The organism is Novosphingobium kalidii (genome assembly GCF_040534015.1).
In the GTDB taxonomy this organism is placed as follows: Bacteria; Pseudomonadota; Alphaproteobacteria; order Sphingomonadales; family Sphingomonadaceae; genus Novosphingobium; species Novosphingobium kalidii.
The window spans coordinates 113,673-131,390 of sequence record NZ_JBEWLY010000008.1; the positions used below are offsets into that span (position 1 = coordinate 113,673).

At 62.4% G+C, this 17,718-nt stretch carries 20 protein-coding genes and 1 tRNA gene; 8 read left to right on the forward strand and 13 right to left on the reverse strand.

Features of this window, described 5'->3' with window-relative positions; genetic code table 11:
- Window positions 1-78 precede the first annotated feature (78 nt).
- From ABVV53_RS03695 to ABVV53_RS03710, 4 genes are all read right to left on the reverse strand, one after another.
- Window positions 79-2,259, reverse strand: coding sequence for a xanthine dehydrogenase family protein molybdopterin-binding subunit (locus tag ABVV53_RS03695; RefSeq protein ID WP_353982989.1), 2,181 nt, complete (start codon window positions 2,257-2,259; stop codon window positions 79-81).
- Window positions 2,256-2,741, reverse strand: coding sequence for a (2Fe-2S)-binding protein (locus tag ABVV53_RS03700; protein ID WP_353982991.1), 486 nt, complete (start codon window positions 2,739-2,741; stop codon window positions 2,256-2,258). The genes ABVV53_RS03695 and ABVV53_RS03700 overlap by 4 nt, the downstream gene beginning before the upstream one ends.
- Window positions 2,742-2,797: 56 nt before the next feature.
- Window positions 2,798-3,223 carry a c-type cytochrome gene (locus ABVV53_RS03705; protein WP_353982992.1) on the reverse strand — a complete coding sequence of 142 codons (426 nt, stop codon included), beginning with the start codon at window positions 3,221-3,223 and terminating at the stop codon, window positions 2,798-2,800.
- Window positions 3,224-3,823: 600 nt separating this feature from the next.
- Window positions 3,824-3,967, reverse strand: a complete 144-nt coding sequence (locus tag ABVV53_RS03710; protein WP_353982994.1) for a hypothetical protein — start codon at window positions 3,965-3,967, stop codon at window positions 3,824-3,826.
- Window positions 3,968-4,000: 33 nt separating this feature from the next.
- Between ABVV53_RS03710 and ABVV53_RS03715 the strand changes: the two genes are divergently transcribed.
- Together ABVV53_RS03715 and ABVV53_RS03720 are read left to right on the forward strand one after the other, a co-directional pair.
- Window positions 4,001-5,656, forward strand: a complete 1,656-nt coding sequence (locus tag ABVV53_RS03715) for an ATP-binding response regulator (RefSeq protein ID WP_353982995.1) — start codon at window positions 4,001-4,003, stop codon at window positions 5,654-5,656.
- Complete coding sequence (locus ABVV53_RS03720; RefSeq protein ID WP_353982996.1) at window positions 5,653-6,576, forward strand: DNA-binding response regulator; 924 nt, start codon at window positions 5,653-5,655, stop codon at window positions 6,574-6,576. The genes ABVV53_RS03715 and ABVV53_RS03720 overlap by 4 nt, the downstream gene beginning before the upstream one ends.
- Before the next feature lie 34 nt (window positions 6,577-6,610).
- On the opposite strand, the gene ABVV53_RS03725 is transcribed toward ABVV53_RS03720, so the two are convergent.
- Complete coding sequence (locus ABVV53_RS03725; RefSeq protein ID WP_353982997.1) at window positions 6,611-6,979, reverse strand: winged helix-turn-helix domain-containing protein; 369 nt, start codon at window positions 6,977-6,979, stop codon at window positions 6,611-6,613.
- A gap of 109 nt (window positions 6,980-7,088) precedes the next feature.
- Between ABVV53_RS03725 and modA the strand changes: the two genes are divergently transcribed.
- From modA to ABVV53_RS03745, 4 genes are all read left to right on the forward strand, one after another.
- The gene (modA, locus tag ABVV53_RS03730; protein WP_353982998.1) at window positions 7,089-7,874 is read left to right on the forward strand and encodes a molybdate ABC transporter substrate-binding protein; all 786 of its coding nucleotides are present in this window, start codon (window positions 7,089-7,091) and stop codon (window positions 7,872-7,874) included.
- Window positions 7,871-8,539, forward strand: a complete 669-nt coding sequence (gene modB / locus ABVV53_RS03735; RefSeq protein WP_353983000.1) for a molybdate ABC transporter permease subunit — start codon at window positions 7,871-7,873, stop codon at window positions 8,537-8,539. Before modA ends, modB begins: the two co-directional genes overlap by 4 nt.
- The gene (locus tag ABVV53_RS03740) at window positions 8,532-9,248 is read left to right on the forward strand and encodes a sulfate/molybdate ABC transporter ATP-binding protein (RefSeq protein WP_353983001.1); all 717 of its coding nucleotides are present in this window, start codon (window positions 8,532-8,534) and stop codon (window positions 9,246-9,248) included. The genes modB and ABVV53_RS03740 overlap by 8 nt, the downstream gene beginning before the upstream one ends.
- Window positions 9,249-9,362: 114 nt before the next feature.
- Window positions 9,363-10,364, forward strand: a complete 1,002-nt coding sequence (locus tag ABVV53_RS03745) for a zinc-dependent alcohol dehydrogenase family protein (protein WP_353983002.1) — start codon at window positions 9,363-9,365, stop codon at window positions 10,362-10,364.
- Window positions 10,365-10,480: 116 nt separating this feature from the next.
- On the opposite strand, the gene ABVV53_RS03750 is transcribed toward ABVV53_RS03745, so the two are convergent.
- The 8 genes from ABVV53_RS03750 to ABVV53_RS03785 form a co-directional block, all read right to left on the reverse strand.
- Complete coding sequence (locus ABVV53_RS03750; protein WP_353983004.1) at window positions 10,481-10,753, reverse strand: HU family DNA-binding protein; 273 nt, start codon at window positions 10,751-10,753, stop codon at window positions 10,481-10,483.
- Window positions 10,754-11,079: 326 nt separating this feature from the next.
- Complete coding sequence (gene rplS, locus ABVV53_RS03755) at window positions 11,080-11,448, reverse strand: 50S ribosomal protein L19 (RefSeq protein ID WP_353983006.1); 369 nt, start codon at window positions 11,446-11,448, stop codon at window positions 11,080-11,082.
- Window positions 11,445-12,245 (reverse strand): tRNA (guanosine(37)-N1)-methyltransferase TrmD, encoded by an 801-nt coding sequence (gene trmD, locus ABVV53_RS03760; RefSeq protein ID WP_353983008.1) that lies wholly within the window; start codon window positions 12,243-12,245, stop codon window positions 11,445-11,447. The genes rplS and trmD overlap by 4 nt, the downstream gene beginning before the upstream one ends.
- The gene (gene rimM / locus ABVV53_RS03765; protein ID WP_353983424.1) at window positions 12,235-12,738 is read right to left on the reverse strand and encodes a ribosome maturation factor RimM; all 504 of its coding nucleotides are present in this window, start codon (window positions 12,736-12,738) and stop codon (window positions 12,235-12,237) included. Before rimM ends, trmD begins: the two co-directional genes overlap by 11 nt.
- Window positions 12,739-12,747: 9 nt before the next feature.
- Window positions 12,748-13,221: a 30S ribosomal protein S16 gene (gene rpsP, locus ABVV53_RS03770; RefSeq protein ID WP_353983009.1), complete on the reverse strand. Its 474-nt coding sequence runs from the start codon at window positions 13,219-13,221 to the stop codon at window positions 12,748-12,750.
- Between the two features lie 30 nt (window positions 13,222-13,251).
- A complete protein-coding gene (gene ffh, locus ABVV53_RS03775) occupies window positions 13,252-14,679 on the reverse strand; it encodes a signal recognition particle protein (protein ID WP_353983011.1) in 1,428 nt (475 codons plus the stop codon).
- A gap of 253 nt (window positions 14,680-14,932) precedes the next feature.
- A tRNA-Ala gene (locus ABVV53_RS03780) sits at window positions 14,933-15,008 on the reverse strand.
- A 141-nt stretch (window positions 15,009-15,149) separates the two neighbouring features.
- Entirely contained in the window at window positions 15,150-15,470 is a 321-nt protein-coding gene (locus ABVV53_RS03785; RefSeq protein ID WP_353983013.1) for an FYDLN acid domain-containing protein, read from the reverse strand.
- A 220-nt stretch (window positions 15,471-15,690) separates the two neighbouring features.
- On the opposite strand from ABVV53_RS03785, the gene aroA reads away from it, so the two are divergent.
- Entirely contained in the window at window positions 15,691-17,022 is a 1,332-nt protein-coding gene (aroA, locus tag ABVV53_RS03790) for a 3-phosphoshikimate 1-carboxyvinyltransferase (RefSeq protein WP_353983425.1), read from the forward strand.
- On the forward strand, window positions 17,019-17,639 hold the full coding sequence (locus tag ABVV53_RS03795; protein WP_353983014.1) for a (d)CMP kinase: 621 nt from the start codon (window positions 17,019-17,021) through the stop codon (window positions 17,637-17,639). Before aroA ends, ABVV53_RS03795 begins: the two co-directional genes overlap by 4 nt.
- Window positions 17,640-17,718 lie beyond the last annotated feature (79 nt).

A 17,718-nucleotide genomic window follows, 5' to 3' on the forward strand; every position in this document is an offset into this window, starting at 1 on the left:
GAACCGCCTGCCCTCAAGAAAAGCCAATTTCCGCCGCCTTCTTTGCTGTGACACCCCATTGCACCTTATGTTCTGGCGCTATGCCGATAAGTCAACGGGAAGGCTGCGCACCCGCTTGCCCGTCGCGGAGTGAATGGCGTTCACGAGCGCCGGTATCACCGGTGGCAGCGCAGGTTCCCCAAGCCCGGTGGGGTCATTGTCAGTACGAACGAACTCAACATGGATCCGCGGGGTGGCATCGATGCGCTGGAACGGATGCCCGTCGAAGTTTGTCTGCTCCACTGCCCCATCCACTTGCGTGATCTTCTGTCCGGCGAGCGCCTGGCCCAATCCGTCGATCACGGAGCCCTGGACTTGATGCAGCGCATTGAGCGGGTTGACGATCTGGTTGCCGACATCGCCGGCGACCCAAACTTCCATATCGCCGATCTGAGCGTCCGTCACCGTTAGTTCCACGACTTCCGCGAAGTAGCCGGCATGGCTGAAGTAGAATGCGAAGCCGCGGCCCCGTCCAGGCGGCAGTGGCTCGCGTCCACCCCAGTGGGCCATGGCAAGGACTTTTTCAATTACGCCGCGTGCCCGGCCCGTGGCGAGTGCAGGCCCCCTGCCCTCGCCCTCAATCAGGCGCGGTGTTCCCAGCATCTCTATCATCAGTGTCGGAAGGTCCTTGCCCGCGGCCTGCGCCACCTCGTCCAGGAAGCCTTGCGTCACGAAGGCCAAGGCGTTCGATCCCGGAGCGCGCAACCAACCCGTCGGCAGGTTGGTCTCGATCAGCGATTGCTCCAGCACTACGTTCTCCAGCAGACTGGCCGGTACTATGGAGGCCGGCATGTCAGCGGCACGCGCGGGCTTGCCGCCTCTGCCAAAGGTGACGAAGTGGTCACGCCATGCAGTCACCCGCCCCGATGTGTCGAGCGCGGCGGCAAGCCTATGCCAGCCTGCAGGCCGGAAGAAGTCGCGGCGGAACTCATCCTGGCGGTTGTAAAGCAGCTTCACCGGCACGCCGGGCACTTGTGCTGCGATGGCAGCAGCCTGCACCATATAGTCATTCATTAACCGACGTCCGAAACCGCCGCCCACCCGCGTCAGGTTGATGCGGATCTTCTCGGGCGCGAGGCCGAGCGCCCTGCCAACTAGCGCCCGCCCTGCTTCCGGGTTCTGTGTGGGCGCCCAGATCTCAATCGCTCCGTCGCGAAACAGGGCAGTTGCGTTCTGCGGTTCCAGCGTGCCGTGGGCGAGGAACGGGTACTCATAGCGCGCCTCGACTACCCGCGCTGCTGCAGCAAAGGCGCTCTCTGCATCGCCTTTGCTGACGATTTCCGCGTGCGCTTCGCCTGTGAGGGCGGCCGCTGCCTGGTCCGCATAGCGACTTGTCGAGAAACTTTCCTGTGCGCTGGTATCCCACTGGACTTTGAGCGCTTCGCGAGCCTGGTTGGCGCTCCACCAACTCTTGGAGAGGATGGCCACGCCGTCAAGCAGCGACTCCGCTTCGCCGTCCCCCTCGATCTTCAGGACATGCATGATGCCAGGCAGAGCCCGCACTTCGTCGAGATTGGCTGCGATGAAGCGACCGCCTACAGCAGAACAGGTTTCCAGCACCGCATGAAGCATGCCTGGCAGGGAAACATCGATGCCAAACAGCGGCTTGCCGGCTACAATCGCCGGCGTATCCACGCCAGGTATGGACTGGCCGATGATACGGAATTGCGCAGGGTCCTTCAGCTTCAGCGTGGCGAGGCCAGGAGGAGATATCTGCGCGGCCGAAGGAGCCGCTTCGGCATACGTCATGGCCCGACCGGACTTGCGCTCGTTGATCACACCGGCAGCAGTGGTCAAGCCGTCGACGGGCACGTTCCACTTCTGCGCTGCCGCCGCCACAAGCATAGCCCGCGCTGCCGCTCCGGCCTGTCGCATCGGCAGCCATTCACGCGGCGTAGTGCGGCTGCCACCGGCGCTTTGTGCCCCGAACAGCGTCTGATCAGCATGCGTCTGCTCAACGCTGACCTGGCTCCAGTCGACATCGAACTCCTCGGCGATCATCATCGGCAGCGAGGTCTTGGCGCCTTGTCCGATCTCAGCGTTCTTCCCGCCTATGACGAAGCGATTTCCCGGCAGGACCCGAATGAAGGCGCCGAGATGTTGCGCCTGCCCCCCAGGCACTGCGGCGGCGATCGGCATTGAGAAATCGAACAGCAACCCACCTCCGGCGAGGAGCGAAGCGGTGATGAAGTTACGGCGGCTGAGGACAGCGCTTTTCACCCCCTCACCTGTACCGCATTGCTTTCGCCGCCTGCGGCAGCCTTCTTGAGCGCTTCGCGAATGCGAACGTAAGTGCTGCAACGGCACAGGTTGCCCCACATCGCCGCATCAATCTCTTCCTCGTCCGGGCGAGGAGTTTGTGAAAGCAGTGCTGTCGCGCTCATGATCTGGCCAGCCTGGCAATAGCCGCACTGCGGTACGTCGAGCTTGTTCCAAGCTCCGCTTACGCGACGGCCAGGGTCGGTTTGCGCCACAGCCTCGATGGTGACAACCGATTGGCCCCCGATCGAACCGACCGGAGTGATGCAGGAGCGAACGGCTGCACCATCGAGATGCACCGTGCAGGCGCCGCACAGTCCAGCCCCGCACCCGAACTTAGTGCCTGGGAGACCAGCATCCTCGCGCAGCACCCACAGCAGCGGCTTGTCTGCGGGGACATCGAAACTGGTGCGCTTTCCATTTAACGTGAAATCGACCGCCATCCTTCAATCCTCAGTCTGCAGAGCATGGCGCGGCGCAGGCGCGGGGCCGGGCTTCTTCACTTGATCGTACCTGCTTTGGCGAGCCCGGCTCGCATCTGGCCGACCTTGGCCGCGCTCATTCCAGGCTGCGCCCGCATTGCTGCGACTTCGGCCGCGTTGAAGGGCTTGCCTGCGCCGGCCAAGAGCCAGTTCAGTGTCTCAGCCACCGGGCTGTCCGAGAGGCGAGCAAACGCCGGCATGGCGCTACGGATGGGCTTGCCGTCCACCACGATCGCACCGGACTGCCCGAACAGGACCGTTGCTATCAGCCACTTGCGGCCCTCTGCGGTCTGCGCCGCTGCTCCCAGGCGGCTGGAAATGCGGGGAAACACGCCGCGCACGCCGCTACCGTCCGGCTTATGGCAGGACTGACAGGCCATTGAGTACGGCGATGGCGCCGCTGAAGGACCCGCGTGCGCTGGTGCGAATGCGGCTGCGATCATGACAAGCATGCCCGCGAACGCCACTCCCTTTCCAAGACGCAAAAAGGTCTCCCGCCTCTGTTTTCGGTTTATCAATGCACAGTTCCTTCTCTCGTCGTTTGCCGCGCAGCAGACAGAGGCGTGTTGCGCACGACGCGGCGACCAACACAGTGGTGGAAACGACCATCAGGAACAGCAACGCGACCGGAATCTTCCCTAGCGTCGGCCATCGCGACCCTGGATGGGGCATTTGACGTAGAGCGGGAGTGGCAATCTGGTTTAGAGGCCCCAGCAGGCTGGCCGTTGCCTATCCGAATGCGCTGCTCTCAGCACGGACGGGAACTTACAACGGCTTTCCTACCCTGATATAACCTAAAGGTCCGGGCTTCCGCTCGGACCTTTTTTCATTGTGGTTCTTGAACCGGCGTGGAATGAAACGAAGAACCTGCCGCAGCGGGAACAATACGTCGAACGCCCCATGCCATTGCATTCTCACGCCGCCCAAGGTCGAGGTGAAGAAATCCTCTACCACCAGAGGGTCGCAAATATGAGGCTTGAGAACCATGCCCCCGCCTTCCGGGCGGACGGAGCGCCAAGCACCCGTCCGCATGCGCTTGTCGTTCAGCCGAGTAGCGCAACAGGTTTCCTGGCGGGCAAAAGCACGCGCAAGCTGGAAGCGCTGTCCTGTGGTTGGGCGACGATCAGCCTTGCTGCGGTGCGGCTTATGATCGCCCCTTGTGCCACCCCGGCATCGGCTTCGGCCATTTCACCTTCCTCGTCGCTTTCGAATAGCGGCTGATGGCCGACCGTACTCCAGACCGCTTGAACACCATCACGGGGCGGTTCGCGCTTGTGGTAGTCGCCATCATTGTTGCGGTCATTGTCGCTCTACAGGTTTCTGGAGCCCGTATCGGATTGTTTCTGGCGCTCTCGCTGCTGCCAGCCGTGATCGCCTGCGCTGTCATGCGGGCTCATGCGCGCGATAAAACAGCGTTGAAGAAGAGCGAGCACAGGGTGAACTTGCTGCTAAAGGAGGTTGAGGCGCATCACCAGACCGAAAGGGAACTGAAGAAGGCGAAAGAAGTCGCCGAGGCCGCCAATCTGGCCAAAAGCCGTTACCTCGTCAGTGTCAGCCACGAGATACGGTCTCCGCTGAATTCGATCTACGGTTACTCTCAACTTCTTGAACGCGGCCTTCATGTCAGCCCTTCTGATGCAGCCAAAGTGATCCGTAGAAGCTCCGAGCATCTGACGAACCTCGTCGAAGGCCTCCTCGATATTTCGCAGGTCGAAAGCGGCGTGCTTCGCATCTCGATGGATACCGTTCGGCTTCCCGCGCTCCTAGATCAGATCGCCAACATGTTTCGCCCCCAAGCGGACGCAAAGGGCATAGCGTTTCACTTCGAACGCCCCGAACACTTGCCGGATTTCGTGCGGACTGATCAGAAACGCCTGCGCCAGATCCTGATCAATCTGCTATCCAATGCCATCAAGTTTACACCAAGGGGTTCGGTTACCCTCCGCGTGCAATATCGCAGTCAACTTGCCATCATGGACGTGATCGACACCGGCATCGGCATTTCTCAAGACGACATTCAACAGATATTCGAACCGTTCGAGCGCGGCGGGAATCCCGACGCCCACAGGCAGAAAGGGGTCGGCCTGGGCCTCTCGATCACTCACGCTCTGGTTCGAATACTGGGCGGCGACCTGGCCGTCCAAAGCGAACCGGGTAAGGGCTCCCAATTCACCGTCAAGCTTATGCTGGGCCAGGTCGCCACGGCCCAGCCCGACCCATCACCTGCGGAAAGCCTCACCGGCTACGAAGGCAAGCGCCGCAAGGTCCTCGTCGTGGATGATGACCCCGCCCAGACGGCAGTAATCCGAAGTCTACTGGAGCCGCTTGGTTTTGTCGTGTTCGATGCTCCAAACGGAATGCGCGGCTTCGAAATCGCAGTGCAGGAAAGGCCAGATCTCGTGTTGCTCGACATCTCTATGCCAGGCCAGAACGGCTGGGACGTGTGCGCCCAGATCAGGGCAGAACTGGGACCGGAGTGTCGGATCGTCATGGTGTCCGCAAACGCACATGAGTTTCAGCAGGGACGGGACGGCCGCGCCCACCACGATCTCTTCCTCAAGAAGCCGGTCGAACTGGACGCTATCCTCGATGCCGTCTCCGACCTGCTTTCGCTGCAATGGGTCGGCGCGGCTTCTGAGGGGGGCGCTCACCTCTCGACCGTTGAAGACCTGCCACCGCTACCGAGCGCTGCAGCCGAAATCCGCGCGGAAATCGAACGAGCAGCCATTATCGGGCACGTGCGCGGGGTAGAATCGGCCATACGCGAACTGGAGGCCCGGTTTCCTGAGGCCGCCCCTCATGCAGCGCGACTGCACGGACAGCTGGATCGCTTCGATCTCAAGATGTTGCTCAAAACCGTGAGGGCTTTCAGATGACACCGATTGCACCGCCCCACGATACAGTTCTCGTGGTGGACGATACAGAGGAATCGCTGCGTTTCCTCACTGACACTCTGGAAGGAGCGGGTATTTCGGTGCTGGTGGCGACTACCGGCGACGCGGCCCTCGAACTCCTCCAGCACGTGCTCCCGGATCTGATCCTCATGGATGCTGTCATGCCGGGCCTGGATGGCTTCGAGACGACGCGAGCCATCAAGGCGCTTCCAGGCGGCTCGAATGTGCCGGTGATCTTCATGACAGGCCTCACCGAAAGGGAACATGTGGTCCGCGCCCTGGAGTGTGGCGGAGTGGATTACGTGCGCAAACCGATCGTGGTCGAGGAACTGCTGGCGCGCGTGAAAGTCCACATGGCGAATGCGCGCATCGCGCAAGGCAGCCAGTATGCTCTCGATGCCACGGGACGCAGCCTGTTGGCGCTTGCGGACGACGGGCGCCTGGCTTGGTGTACGCCCACCGCAGAGAAATTGGTGCAGGAACTGGCGCCACAATGGAGTCGCTGTGAAGCGGCGGTTCCAAGCATCCTTTTTGGGCCGCTCGCCCGGCTCACCCACGAGGAACTCGTGCCAGGAACAACGCACCGGGTGGACTGGGAAAGCGGACAGAGCTTGGAAATGGTGGTGGTGGGCCGCGCCCGCGCCGAAGAGCTCCTGGTGCGGATCAACCTCATCGACCCCAAAGCGGATATCGGCCGCCTGCAACAGCATTTCCAGCTGACCCTCCGTGAGGCCGAAGTGCTGCTTTGGATCAGTTATGGCAAGCCTAACCGGGTGATCAGTGAAATCTTGTCCATTAGCCCGCGCACCGTGAACAAGCATCTGGAGCAGGTATTCGCAAAACTCGGTGTCGAAACACGTGCAGCGGCTGCGGCCTTCGCGGTCCGTGTCATCACGCAGTAGCCACTGCTCACCGAATGCAGGTCCACCGCTTGCGTCAAGTCGGCGTCGTCGCAAGCGCCAGCAGATCTTCTCGGTAGCGACTGGCGGCATCTTCGAGCACCGCCTCCAAGGCCCGGTAACGCTCCAGCACCAGGAGGCCCCTCGGAGTTAAAGACGTGCCTCCGCCACGTTGCCCCCCTTTCACGGTGTAGACAAGGGGCGCCTGCCAGGATGCGTTGAGCACATCGATCATGTCGCGAGTGCGCCGATAGCTGAGGCCCAGAGATCGCCCTGCCGCCGCTATCGAGCCCTCCCGGTCAATCGCCTCAAGCAAGGCGGCCTTGCCCGGACCGAGCGCAATCGTATCGCCCACCAGCACCTGCGCTTTCAGCTTCAACACAGCATTGCCAGTCTCGCTTGCCATGTCGCAACGCATAGCCTTTCGTTCTGGTACGGTCATCTGCGTTGACACGTTCGCCCCGCTCCTGCGATGTATGCCATTACATACATCGTTGAGGCGTGCGTAACCGATCATGATTCAAACGCTGATGCGTTGGGGGTTAGCCCTGCTCGCGCTTGCCGTGTCTCCGATGGCTTGGGCACAGCCAGTACCGAACATAGCCGCAGCCTCGGACCTGCGCCTTGCGCTGGCTGCCGTAGCGGCAGAGTTCAGGCGCGACACCGGTCAGCAGGTCAAACTGACCTTCGGATCATCGGGCAACTTCTACCGCCAACTCCGACAAGGAGCGCCGTTTCAGCTCTTCCTCTCGGCCGATGAGGACTACATTCTCAAGCTGGCGAAGGCGGGAAAGACGATGGGTACGGGTCAGCTTTACGCAGTCGGAAGACTGGCTCTGGTGGCGCCAAAAGGTTCGCCGCTGCTCGTCGATAGCAAGTTGGCCGGCCTCAGGGCTGCACTGCGCCAGGGTAAGATTGCCCGCTTTGCCATCGCTAACCCCGAGCACGCTCCTTATGGCGAACGTGCGGCGCAGGCGCTGAAGCACACGAAACTATGGCCACCCCTCTCCCGCAAGTTGGTATTGGGCGAGAACGTGGCTCAGGCACTGCAGTTCGCGATCTCTGGCGGAGCACAAGGGGGCATCGTGGCGTACTCACTGGTGCTCGACCCCGCGTTCAAGGCACGGGCGGATTTCGCCTTGCTGCCGGCTTCCTGGCATCAGCCGTTGCGCCAGCGAGTGGTGTTGATGAAGGGGGCTGGTTCCGTGGCGCAGCGCTTCTACCTATACCTGCAGCAAGCACCTGCACGTGCGATACTGGCGCGCCACGGTTTCGCCTTACCGAAACCGCCGCGGGCATGATGGATTGGCAGGCGCTTCGACTCTCCCTGCTTTTAGGCGTGCTGACAGTTGTGATCCTGGCCCCCATTGCCTTGGTGGTCGGGCGTTGGCTGGCGACCACCCGGCTACGCGGGCGCGCCGCGATTGAAGCTGCTCTCACTTTGCCTCTCGTCCTGCCTCCGACCGTCATAGGTTTTTACTTGCTGGTCGGTCTTGGTCCTGAGTCGCCGGTCGGCCACGGCTGGATCAGCATGTTCGGTCAGCCTCTCGTGTTCAGTTTCGAAGGCGTGCTGTTCGCCTCGGTGCTGGTCAACCTGCCCTTTGCCGTTCAACCGACCCAGCGCGCGTTCGAAGCGATCGGGCAGGACCTGCGCGACGCTGCGGCGACATGCGGGCATTCGCTCTGGCGGACCATCTGGCGCATAGAGCTTCCGCTCGCATGGCCGGGCATCGTCACCGGAGCGGTGCTCGTCTTTGCCCATACGCTGGGCGAATTTGGCGTGGTGTTGATGGTCGGCGGATCGATCCCAGGCGAGACACGCACTCTGGCGCTATCGATCTACGATCGCGTGCAGGCGTTCGACAACGCATCTGCAGCGCGCATGGCCGCTTTGCTGATGGCTATCTCGCTTATTGCCGTCACGGCTAGCTTCGTGCTGGGTGGAAGGAGTCGGAAGCGTGCCTAAAGGTTTGTCCATCACCCTGCGGCAAAGCGCGCCCATCCCTCTCGCGGTTGAGCTTGTGGTGGCCTCAGGTGAGACGCTGGCTCTGGTGGGTGCCTCGGGAGCGGGCAAGTCAACGACCCTGCGCGCGATCGCTGGTCTATATCAAGCCCCTCAAGGTCGGATCGTCTGCAACGGCGAGATATGGTTCGATCATCAGCAGGGCATCAACGTGCCGGGAAGACGGCGTCGCGTCGGTGTTGTCTTCCAGTCTTATGCACTGTTCCCGCACAAGACCGCACTCTCCAATGTGTCAGAGGCGATGCTCGACCAGCCGCGCCGAGCACGCGAAGCAATCGCCCTCGAGCTCTTGGATAGGGTTCATCTGGGCGATTTTGCAGACCGCCTGCCGCGCGAACTGTCAGGCGGGCAACAACAGCGCGTGGCGCTTGCCCGGGCGTTAGCCCGCGATCCCCACGTGCTCCTGCTCGACGAGCCTTTCTCTGCGGTCGATCATCCCACACGCCGGGCGATGCATTCCTTGTTGGCAGAGATCCGCAGGTCGACTAAAATGCCCATTATTATCGTGTCCCATGACGTGGAAGACGCCTCCCGTGGCGCAGACCAGATCTGCTATATGCGTGATGGCGTAACCGTCGAGCAGGGCCCCACGCGTGTGTTGCTGGATACCCCACACACCCATCTCTCCCGCTGGCTGAAATCCGAGCTCTGAGCCAAGCTGGCCTGGCGCACCCGGTGCATCCAGGCTCTCCACCCTTTCCCTTCCTGGGCGGCCATCATAGGACAAGCCGGCAAGCAGAAGCGCGACGGCTTTGAAGGGAGTGCGATGACTATGAAGCAGGCGACGATCCGCAGCGGCCAAGGCATCGGAACGATCACGATCGAGCAAGCTCATGTGCGAGAGCCGGGATCGGGTGAGGCTCTCATTCGCATCACGGCGGCCACTCTGAACTATCGTGATCTGATCGTCGCCAAGGGCCTCATTCCGGGTCTGGGCAAGCAGCCCCAGGTAGTTCCCCTCTCCTGTTCAGCCGCGGTCGTGGAGGCAGTGGGTCACGGTGTGACGCGGGTCAGCCCTGGAGATCGCGTTACGCCCATCTTCGCGCCTTTTTGGTTGACCGGAAGCGCACCCGATCCGCGTATGCTCGGCGGTCCCATCGACGGCGTCGCGCGGCAATACGCCGTCTTTGACACAGAGAGTCTGTGCAAACTGCCTGACCCTATGAGCGATCTTGAAGGCGCGACGCTGCCTTGTGCAGCACTCACCGCCTGGTCAGCCCTGACGGCATTCCGCCCTACGCAGTCCGGTGAGTGGGTGCTCGCCCACGGCACAGGTGGCGTAGCTATCGCTGCTCTGCAGCTTGCGAAGGCGATCGGTGCGAAGGTGGCTATCACTTCATCGTCCGATGCCAAGCTCGCGCGAGCAGCCTCGCTCGGCGCGGACCTGTGCATTAACTACAAAAAGCAGCCGGACTGGGCCAGCGCTGTGCGCAAGGAGATCGGCGGCAGTGGCGTTGCCAACGTGATCGATACCGTTGGCGCCGTTCAGTTCGACGACAACTCCAGCCTGCTCATGCCACGCGGGCAGCTCTCCGCCATCGGTATGTTGGGATCAGACTTCAGTTGGAACCGGACCGACTCGTCCGTCCGATTGGCTCCCGTAGGCGTGGGCAGTCGCGAACAGCACGAGGCGATGACTGCCTTCATGGTGCAGCACAGGGTGCGGCCCGTCATTGACGTCGTCTATGACCTTGACCGGCTTGCTGATGCCTACCGGCACCTCGAAGGCGGTAGCTTCTTCGGTAAGATTGGCGTCAACCTGCTGTAGGCTGCTGCCGCCGCTTCTAAAGAGACGCCTTCAAACGAGAGACGCCGCACCTGCCTGGGCAGATGCGGCGTCCGAACCTCTTTAACGCCTCGGGCTCCGCCCGCTCAGCGCAAAGCTTAGTTTACGGCGTCCTTCAGGCCCTTGCCGGCCTTGAACTTAGGCTGACTCGATGCCTTGATCTCCATCGCCTCGCCGGTGCGCGGATTGCGGCCGGTGGAGGCCTTGCGCTTCGCTACCGAGAAGGTGCCGAAGCCGACCAGTCGAACTTCGTCGCCGCTCTTCAGCGCACCGGTGATAGCGTCGAACACGCCTTCGACAGCCTTGGTGGCGTCGTTGCGCGACAGACCGCTTGAGTCGGTTACAGCGCTGATGAGATCGTTCTTGTTCATTATGGGAACCCCCTAGCCTTTCAGTGGAACAGCCAATCGGTGAAGAAAACTGGATTCGTCTTGCGAATGGGTCCGGAATTGAGCGTCTTTTCTGGCCGCTGTCAAAGCGAAAAGCCACGTTCTAGCCGCCATTTATCACGTTTAGGCGGCCTTTTTCGGCACAGATGACCGGCCCCGAGGCAACTTCACGGCGCCAGCAACAGAGCATCGGCACCGCTCCAGCCACCGTATACGCAAGCTGGAAATATGAACTCATGCCAAATAGAAGGGGCAGGCAACCTATATGCCCGCCCCTTCCTTCTAGCTTGTTGACGTGCGTAGAAGGCTTACGCCTCGTTGCGGACGTCGCGGCGCTCAGCGATACGCGCGCGCTTGCCGGTGCGGCCGCGCAGGTAGTAAAGCTTCGCACGACGCACCACACCACGACGCACGACCTCGATGCTGTCGATGTTCGGCGAGTACAGCGGGAACACACGCTCCACGCCTTCGCCAAAGCTCATCTTACGAACCGTGAAGTTCGAGCCCATGCCGCGGTTCGAGCGGGCGATGCAAACGCCTTCAAAGTTCTGCACACGCGTGCGCGTGCCTTCGACGACCTTCACACCGACGCGAACGGTGTCGCCGGGACGGAATTCGGGAATAGCCTTAGCCGCCTTGGCGATTTCCTCGGCTTCGATCTGCTGAATCAGGTTCATGTGCCTGTTCCTTCGTTTCGCTGCGCGCCAGAGGCAGACTGGACCCGAGCGTCCCTGCGACGCCCCCAAAGGTCCGGCCTGCGTAACCGTGTGTCATCCTCCGCCTTGGCTTTACGCCAGGCGGCGATCTTCGCATGATCCCCCGATCGCAGCACTTCGGGGATCGTGCGCCCCTCCCACTCAGCGGGACGGGTATAGTGCGGGTACTCAAGTAGTCCGTCTTCGAACGACTCTTCGGCCCCGCTGGAAGGCGCGCCCATTACGCCGGGAAGCAGCCGAATGCAAGCGTCCAGGAGCATGATCGCAGCCGGCTCGCCTCCCGAGAGTACCATGTCGCCGATTGAGATCTCCTCGACCGCGCGGCCTTCAAAGATTCGCTCATCGAAGCCCTCGAAACGACCGCAGAGCACGGTGACGCCCGCCCCCGCCGCGAGTTCCCGGACGCGAGCTTGGGTGATCGGCTTTCCTCGCGGTGTCATGGCGATGACTGGCGCCGCGGGACTCAGCCCACGTGCAAAGTCGATCGCGGCCGCGAGAACGTCGGCTCGCAGCACCATCCCGGCGCCGCCACCTGCAGGCGTATCGTCCACCGTGCGATGCTTGTCGGCTGCAAAGTCGCGGATATGAACGGGCGTGAGCGACCACTTTCCCTCACTGAGGGCCCGGCCAGCAAGTGAGAGCCCCAGCGGTCCCGGAAACATCTCCGGATACAGCGTCAGGACAGTGGCGGCGAAAGCCGGAGACGGAGCCGACACGTATCCTGCGCCACCTGACGGCTCCTGCAACTTACTCGACATAGGCTGCCGCAACTACGAGCCTCTGCTCGTCCCACTCGGGCACCGCGGCTTCGTTCATGGGGACCATGAAGCGGCGGCGCTTCCCGGTGTCGTCCGCCACCCGTTCGATCTCCAGCACGTCTCCCGCGCCAAAGTTCTCGACGGCGATGCATGTGCCGAGATGCTCGCCGTCGGTCGAAACGGCAGCGAGACCGAGCAGGTCTGCATGGTAATACTCGCCTTTCGGCAGCGGCGGCATGGCCGAGCGCGGCACGGTGAGGGTCGTGCCCCGCAGCTTTTCGGCCGCAGTCCGATCCGAGACTTCCGCAAACCGCGCAATAGCCCCACCCTTACCGTCATCGCGGAGCTTTTCGAGCGTCAGACTGGCGCCGTTGAAGGCGCGGTAGCGCTTCAGCGCCGCCACGCCTTCTCCGAACAGCTTGAGGCGAACCTCACCGGTGACGCCATGCGCGCCGGCGACGGCGGCAAGCGTGACAGGTTTGTCAGGTGCCAAGGCCAAGGCTTACGCCTGGTCAGGGGCGCCCTCTGCGGGCTCCATGGTGCTCTCGACCTGCGGGGTCTCGGCAGCGGGCGCTACGGCACCCTCAGCCGGCTGCTCGGAGGAAACGCCCTGAGCTGCTGCTGCGGCTTCCTCGGCCTCGCGCTGCTTCTCAGCCTTCTCCTCGGCGCGCTCCTTGGCCTTCTTGCCGGGCTCAGCCTTGTTCGGGTTGTTGGTCGCCGCACGCTCCTTGATGCCAGCCTTGTCGAGCATGCGCGCAACGCGATCAGTCGGCTGCGCACCAACGCCGAGCCAGTAGCGCACGCGGTCCTCAACGAACTTCGTGCGGTTCTCGTCGTCCTTCGCGAGCAGCGGATTGTAGGTGCCGACCTGCTCCAGGTACTTACCATCGCGCGGCGAGCGCGAGTTGGTGACGACGATCCGGTAGTAAGGGCGCTTCTTCGCGCCACCGCGCGACAGACGGATTGCAACTGACATTGTTCAACCTTTCTTTACAAATACTTGTGTTTATTTCTTGCCGAATTTGCTGAGGTCCGGGATCCCACCCGCTCCTCCCATGGCGCCGCCGAGCCCCGGCATGGCGGCATCGAGCCCACCCTTGCCGAACATGGCAGCGAGCCCCTTGAGGCCGCCCATCTTTTTGATCTGCTTCATGGCCTTGGACATTTCCATGTGCATCTTGAGCAGCTTGTTGACGTCCTGGACTTGCGTTCCGGAGCCATTGGCGACGCGGATCTTGCGCTTGGCATTGAGCAGCGCAGGATTGGCGCGCTCCTTGATTGTCATCGAGCCTATAATCGCGTCCATGCGCAGCAGCACCCGCTCGTCCATTCCGGACGCCTGCATCGCCGCCTTGGCTTTCTTCATGCCGGGCATCATGCCCGCAAGCGCGCCCAGCCCGCCCATGCTCTGCATCTGCTTCAGCTGCATCCGCAGGTCGTTCATGTCGAACTTGCCCTGCTCCATCCGCTTGGCGAGCGCCTCGGCGTCTTCGATCTTGATGGTCTCGGCCGCCCTCTCGACGATGGAGACGATGTCGCCCATGCCAAGAATGCGATTGGCGACACGGCTTGGATGAAAGACTTCGATCGCGTCGAGCTTCTCACCCGTGCCGGCAAACTTGATAGGCTTGCCAGTGACAGCGCGCATCGAGAGCGCCGCACCGCCGCGCGCATCGCCGTCCATGCGAGTGAGCACGACGCCAGTAAGGTCCACTTGCCCGGAGAAAGATTGCGCGACGTTCACAGCGTCCTGGCCGGTCAGCGAGTCGACCACCAAAAGCGTCTCGCGCGGAGCCGAGATCGCCGAGACCGCCTTCATCTCGTCCATCAGTTGCTGGTCGACGTGAAGGCGTCCGGCTGTGTCCAGAAGCAGGACATCGAAAGCCTGCAACTTCGCGGACTGCAACGCACGCGTCGCAATTTCTGTCGGTTGCTGGCCTGGGATGATCGGTAGGGTCGCGACGCCTACTTGCTCGCCGAGGACTTTGAGCTGCTCCTGGGCGGCGGGCCGGTTGACGTCCAGCGAGGCCATCATCGCCTTCTTGCCGTGCTTCTCCTTGAGGAGCTTGGCGATTTTGGCAGTGCTGGTGGTCTTACCCGAGCCCTGCAGGCCGACCATCATGATCACGACTGGCGGATTGGCGTTGAGATCGAGTTCAGGCGTGGTTTCGCCGCCCAGCGTCTCGATCAGGGCATCGTTGACGATCTTGACGACCTGCTGACCGGGGGTGACCGAGCGCAGCACTTCCTGGCCGACCGCCTTCTCGGTGACCTGATCGACGAAGCGGCGCACGACCGGAAGCGCCACATCCGCTTCCAGCAGCGCAATGCGCACTTCGCGCATGGCATCGCGAACATCCTGCTCCTTGAGCGCGCCGCGCCCGCGCAGCTTGTCGAACACACCACCGAGGCGATCGGAAAGGCTGTCGAACATCGCGTCCACTCCAGTTGCAGCGTAAAACGCCAAAAACGCCGGCGGACGAAACCTCGTCAGCCAGCGCGTAAATAGTCACCCCCGCCAACTCTATCGAGCTAGCGGACACGGTGAGATTTGATTCAGGCCGGAGTGAGAGCTGGCCTTCCTGGAGCCGGAGTGGAGCGATCCAAGCAGATCACGAGCTCAAGAAGCGCAGAAGGCTATCGTTCTCAGTCCGGCATGGACCAAATGTCGCCATACCTAAAGAGAATGGTGGAGCCGAGGGGGATCGAACCCCTGACCTCTACAATGCCATTGTAGCGCTCTCCCAGCTGAGCTACGGCCCCGTTCCATTCATCCGGTCGGACCCTGGGAGGTCCTCCGCCCCGAGTTCAACCTCGGGAGGCCGCCCCTCTAGTGGCGACCCCCGAGGTTGGCAAGGGGATTTTTCAAGCAACGAATTTTTTGCGTCCGCTGCCCTGCTTCAATCAGGTCTCGTGCTCGTTCTCGTCATCGGCTGCGCCAATGCCGAGATCGTCGTCACCTCCAAGGTCAACGTCGTTATCCGGCGAATCGCCGTCCTCGTCGATGTCGAGATCCTCATCGGCGAGATCAGAATCCTCTTCCTCGACGACCTCCTTCTTCTGGACTTCCTCAAAGGCCACAGGCTGCTTGGACTTGAGCACAGGCTCTGGATTCCAGGCATTGCCACACTCGATACAAGTGACCGGATCATCCTTGCCGAGATCGTAGAATCGGGTGCCGCACTTCGGGCAGCCGTGCTTGGCGCCCCACTCAGGCTTGACCATGAAAATTCCTCATCTGACACGCGCCGGACGGCGTGCGCGAAAATCCTGTACTTGATGGTAAGGCTCTGCAGCGAAATCAAGCCGCTCGAGCCGCATCAGGGCGCGCGCCTTGCCATACGCCACGCCCGCTGTCAAAAGCCGCGCGCTCCAGCGCCGCTGCGCCTCACGGCGAAAGCCATTGAACGAAAGCCTCCCAGTGACCAGCGATCCGACCGCCTTCATGCGTCCCCGCCGCTTCCGGCCGACAGGACCGTTGAAAGGCCGTCTGCGCGTGCCCGGAGACAAGTCGATCAGCCATCGCGCGATCATGCTCTCTGCGCTTGCAGTGGGCGAGAGCCGCATCTCAGGCCTGCTCGAGGGCGAGGACGTGCTCGCCACCGCCGCCGCAATGCGCTCTATGGGAGCACACGTGGAGCGCCAGCGGGATGGCACTTGGGTGGTCAACGGCGTTGGCGTGGGCGCCCTGCTCCAGCCAGAGGCGCCCCTGGACATGGGCAACTCGGGAACATCAACGCGCCTGCTTATGGGACTACTCGCAAGCCATCCGCTTCAAGCGACGTTCGTTGGCGACGCGAGCTTGTCAAAGCGACCGATGGGGCGCGTGATCGAGCCATTGTCGCAAATGGGTGCGGACGTGACAGCCAGCGTCGGAGGACGGTTACCGCTGATTCTACGAGGCGCTTCCCCGGCTGTGCCGATTTCGTACCGTCTTCCGGTCGCCTCAGCGCAAGTGAAAAGCGCGATCCTGCTGGCGGGCCTCAATACCCCCGGAAGAACGACCGTCATTGAACCGGTGCCGACGCGTGACCATTCGGAGCGGATGCTACGAGGCTTCGGCGCAGACTTGAGCGTGGATGTCGAAGCGGATGGAACCCGTGTCATAACTGTTGCGGGCGATGCCGAACTGCGCCCCCAGCTGATAGACGTGCCCGGAGACCCCTCATCCGCCGCCTTCTTCCTCGTCGCGGGTCTGATCGTACCCGGCAGCGACCTGGTGATCGAGAACGTCGGGCTTAACGCGACCCGTGCCGGAGTGATTGAAGTTTTGCGAGCCATGGGCGGTTCGATCGAGGAACTGGGGCGGCGTGAGGTGGGCGGCGAACCCGTCGCAGACTTGCGCGTGCGCCACTCCACGCTGAGCGGCATCGAGGTCGATCCGGCGCTCGCTCCCAGCATGATAGATGAGTTTCCAGTGCTCTTCGTCGCCGCGGCTCTCGCACAGGGCACCACGATCACGACGGGACTCGAAGAACTTCGCGTGAAGGAGTCCGATCGCATCGCGGTCATGGCAGCCGCTCTCCAGGCTGCGGGTGCACGTGTGGAGGAGCGCGCGGACGGGCTGGGCATACATGGGTCGGGCGGCGACCTCCTTACAGGAACCGAAGCTACCGTGGAAACGCATCTCGACCACCGCATTGCCATGTCGATGGCCGTTGCAGGCCTGGCGAGCCGCGCCGGTGTAGAGATCGACGATACGCGCCCGATCGCCACCAGCTTCCCTGCTTTCGAGACCATGCTGGCACAACTCGCCCCAGAAGAGGACGCCCTATGATCGTCGCTGTCGACGGTCCGACCGCATCGGGAAAGGGTACAATCGCCAAAGCCATCTCGGCGCACTTCGGCTTGCCCCATCTCGACACCGGCCTGCTGTATCGCGCGGTCGGTCGGCAATGCGCCCTCAGCGGCGGCAATCCCGACGATAGCGACGATGCATTTGCAGCGACGGCGTTCCCGGATGCACTGCTGGCGGATCCCGAGCTTCGTTCTGAGGCTGCCGGCGGTCTCGCGAGCCGCGTGTCCCTTCATCCTGAGGTGCGGCAGGCGCTGTTCAAGCGCCAGCGCGAGTTTGCGCTCCAGCCTGGAGGCGCTGTGCTGGACGGCCGCGATATAGGCACGGTCATTGCCCCGGATGCCCAGATCAAGCTCTTCGTGACCGCAAGCGTAGAAGCGCGCGCGAAACGCCGCTTCCTCGAGATGCAGCAGCAGGGGCGCGGGATCACCGTTGAGGAGATCACCGCCGACCTCATCGCCCGCGATGCACGCGACACCGGGCGCACCGATGCCCCCCTCCTCGCCGCTGCCGACGCAATCCTCCTGGACACCTCAGACCTCGGGCGCGATCAGGCGATTGCAGCCGCGATTGCCGCAACGGAGGCGCGCCGGGAGTGAACCCGAAGCATCCGCCATTTTCCTTGCTTTTGACGCCTTAGAGGCATAAGCGCCGCCGGTCTGACAGGGGCAACCGACT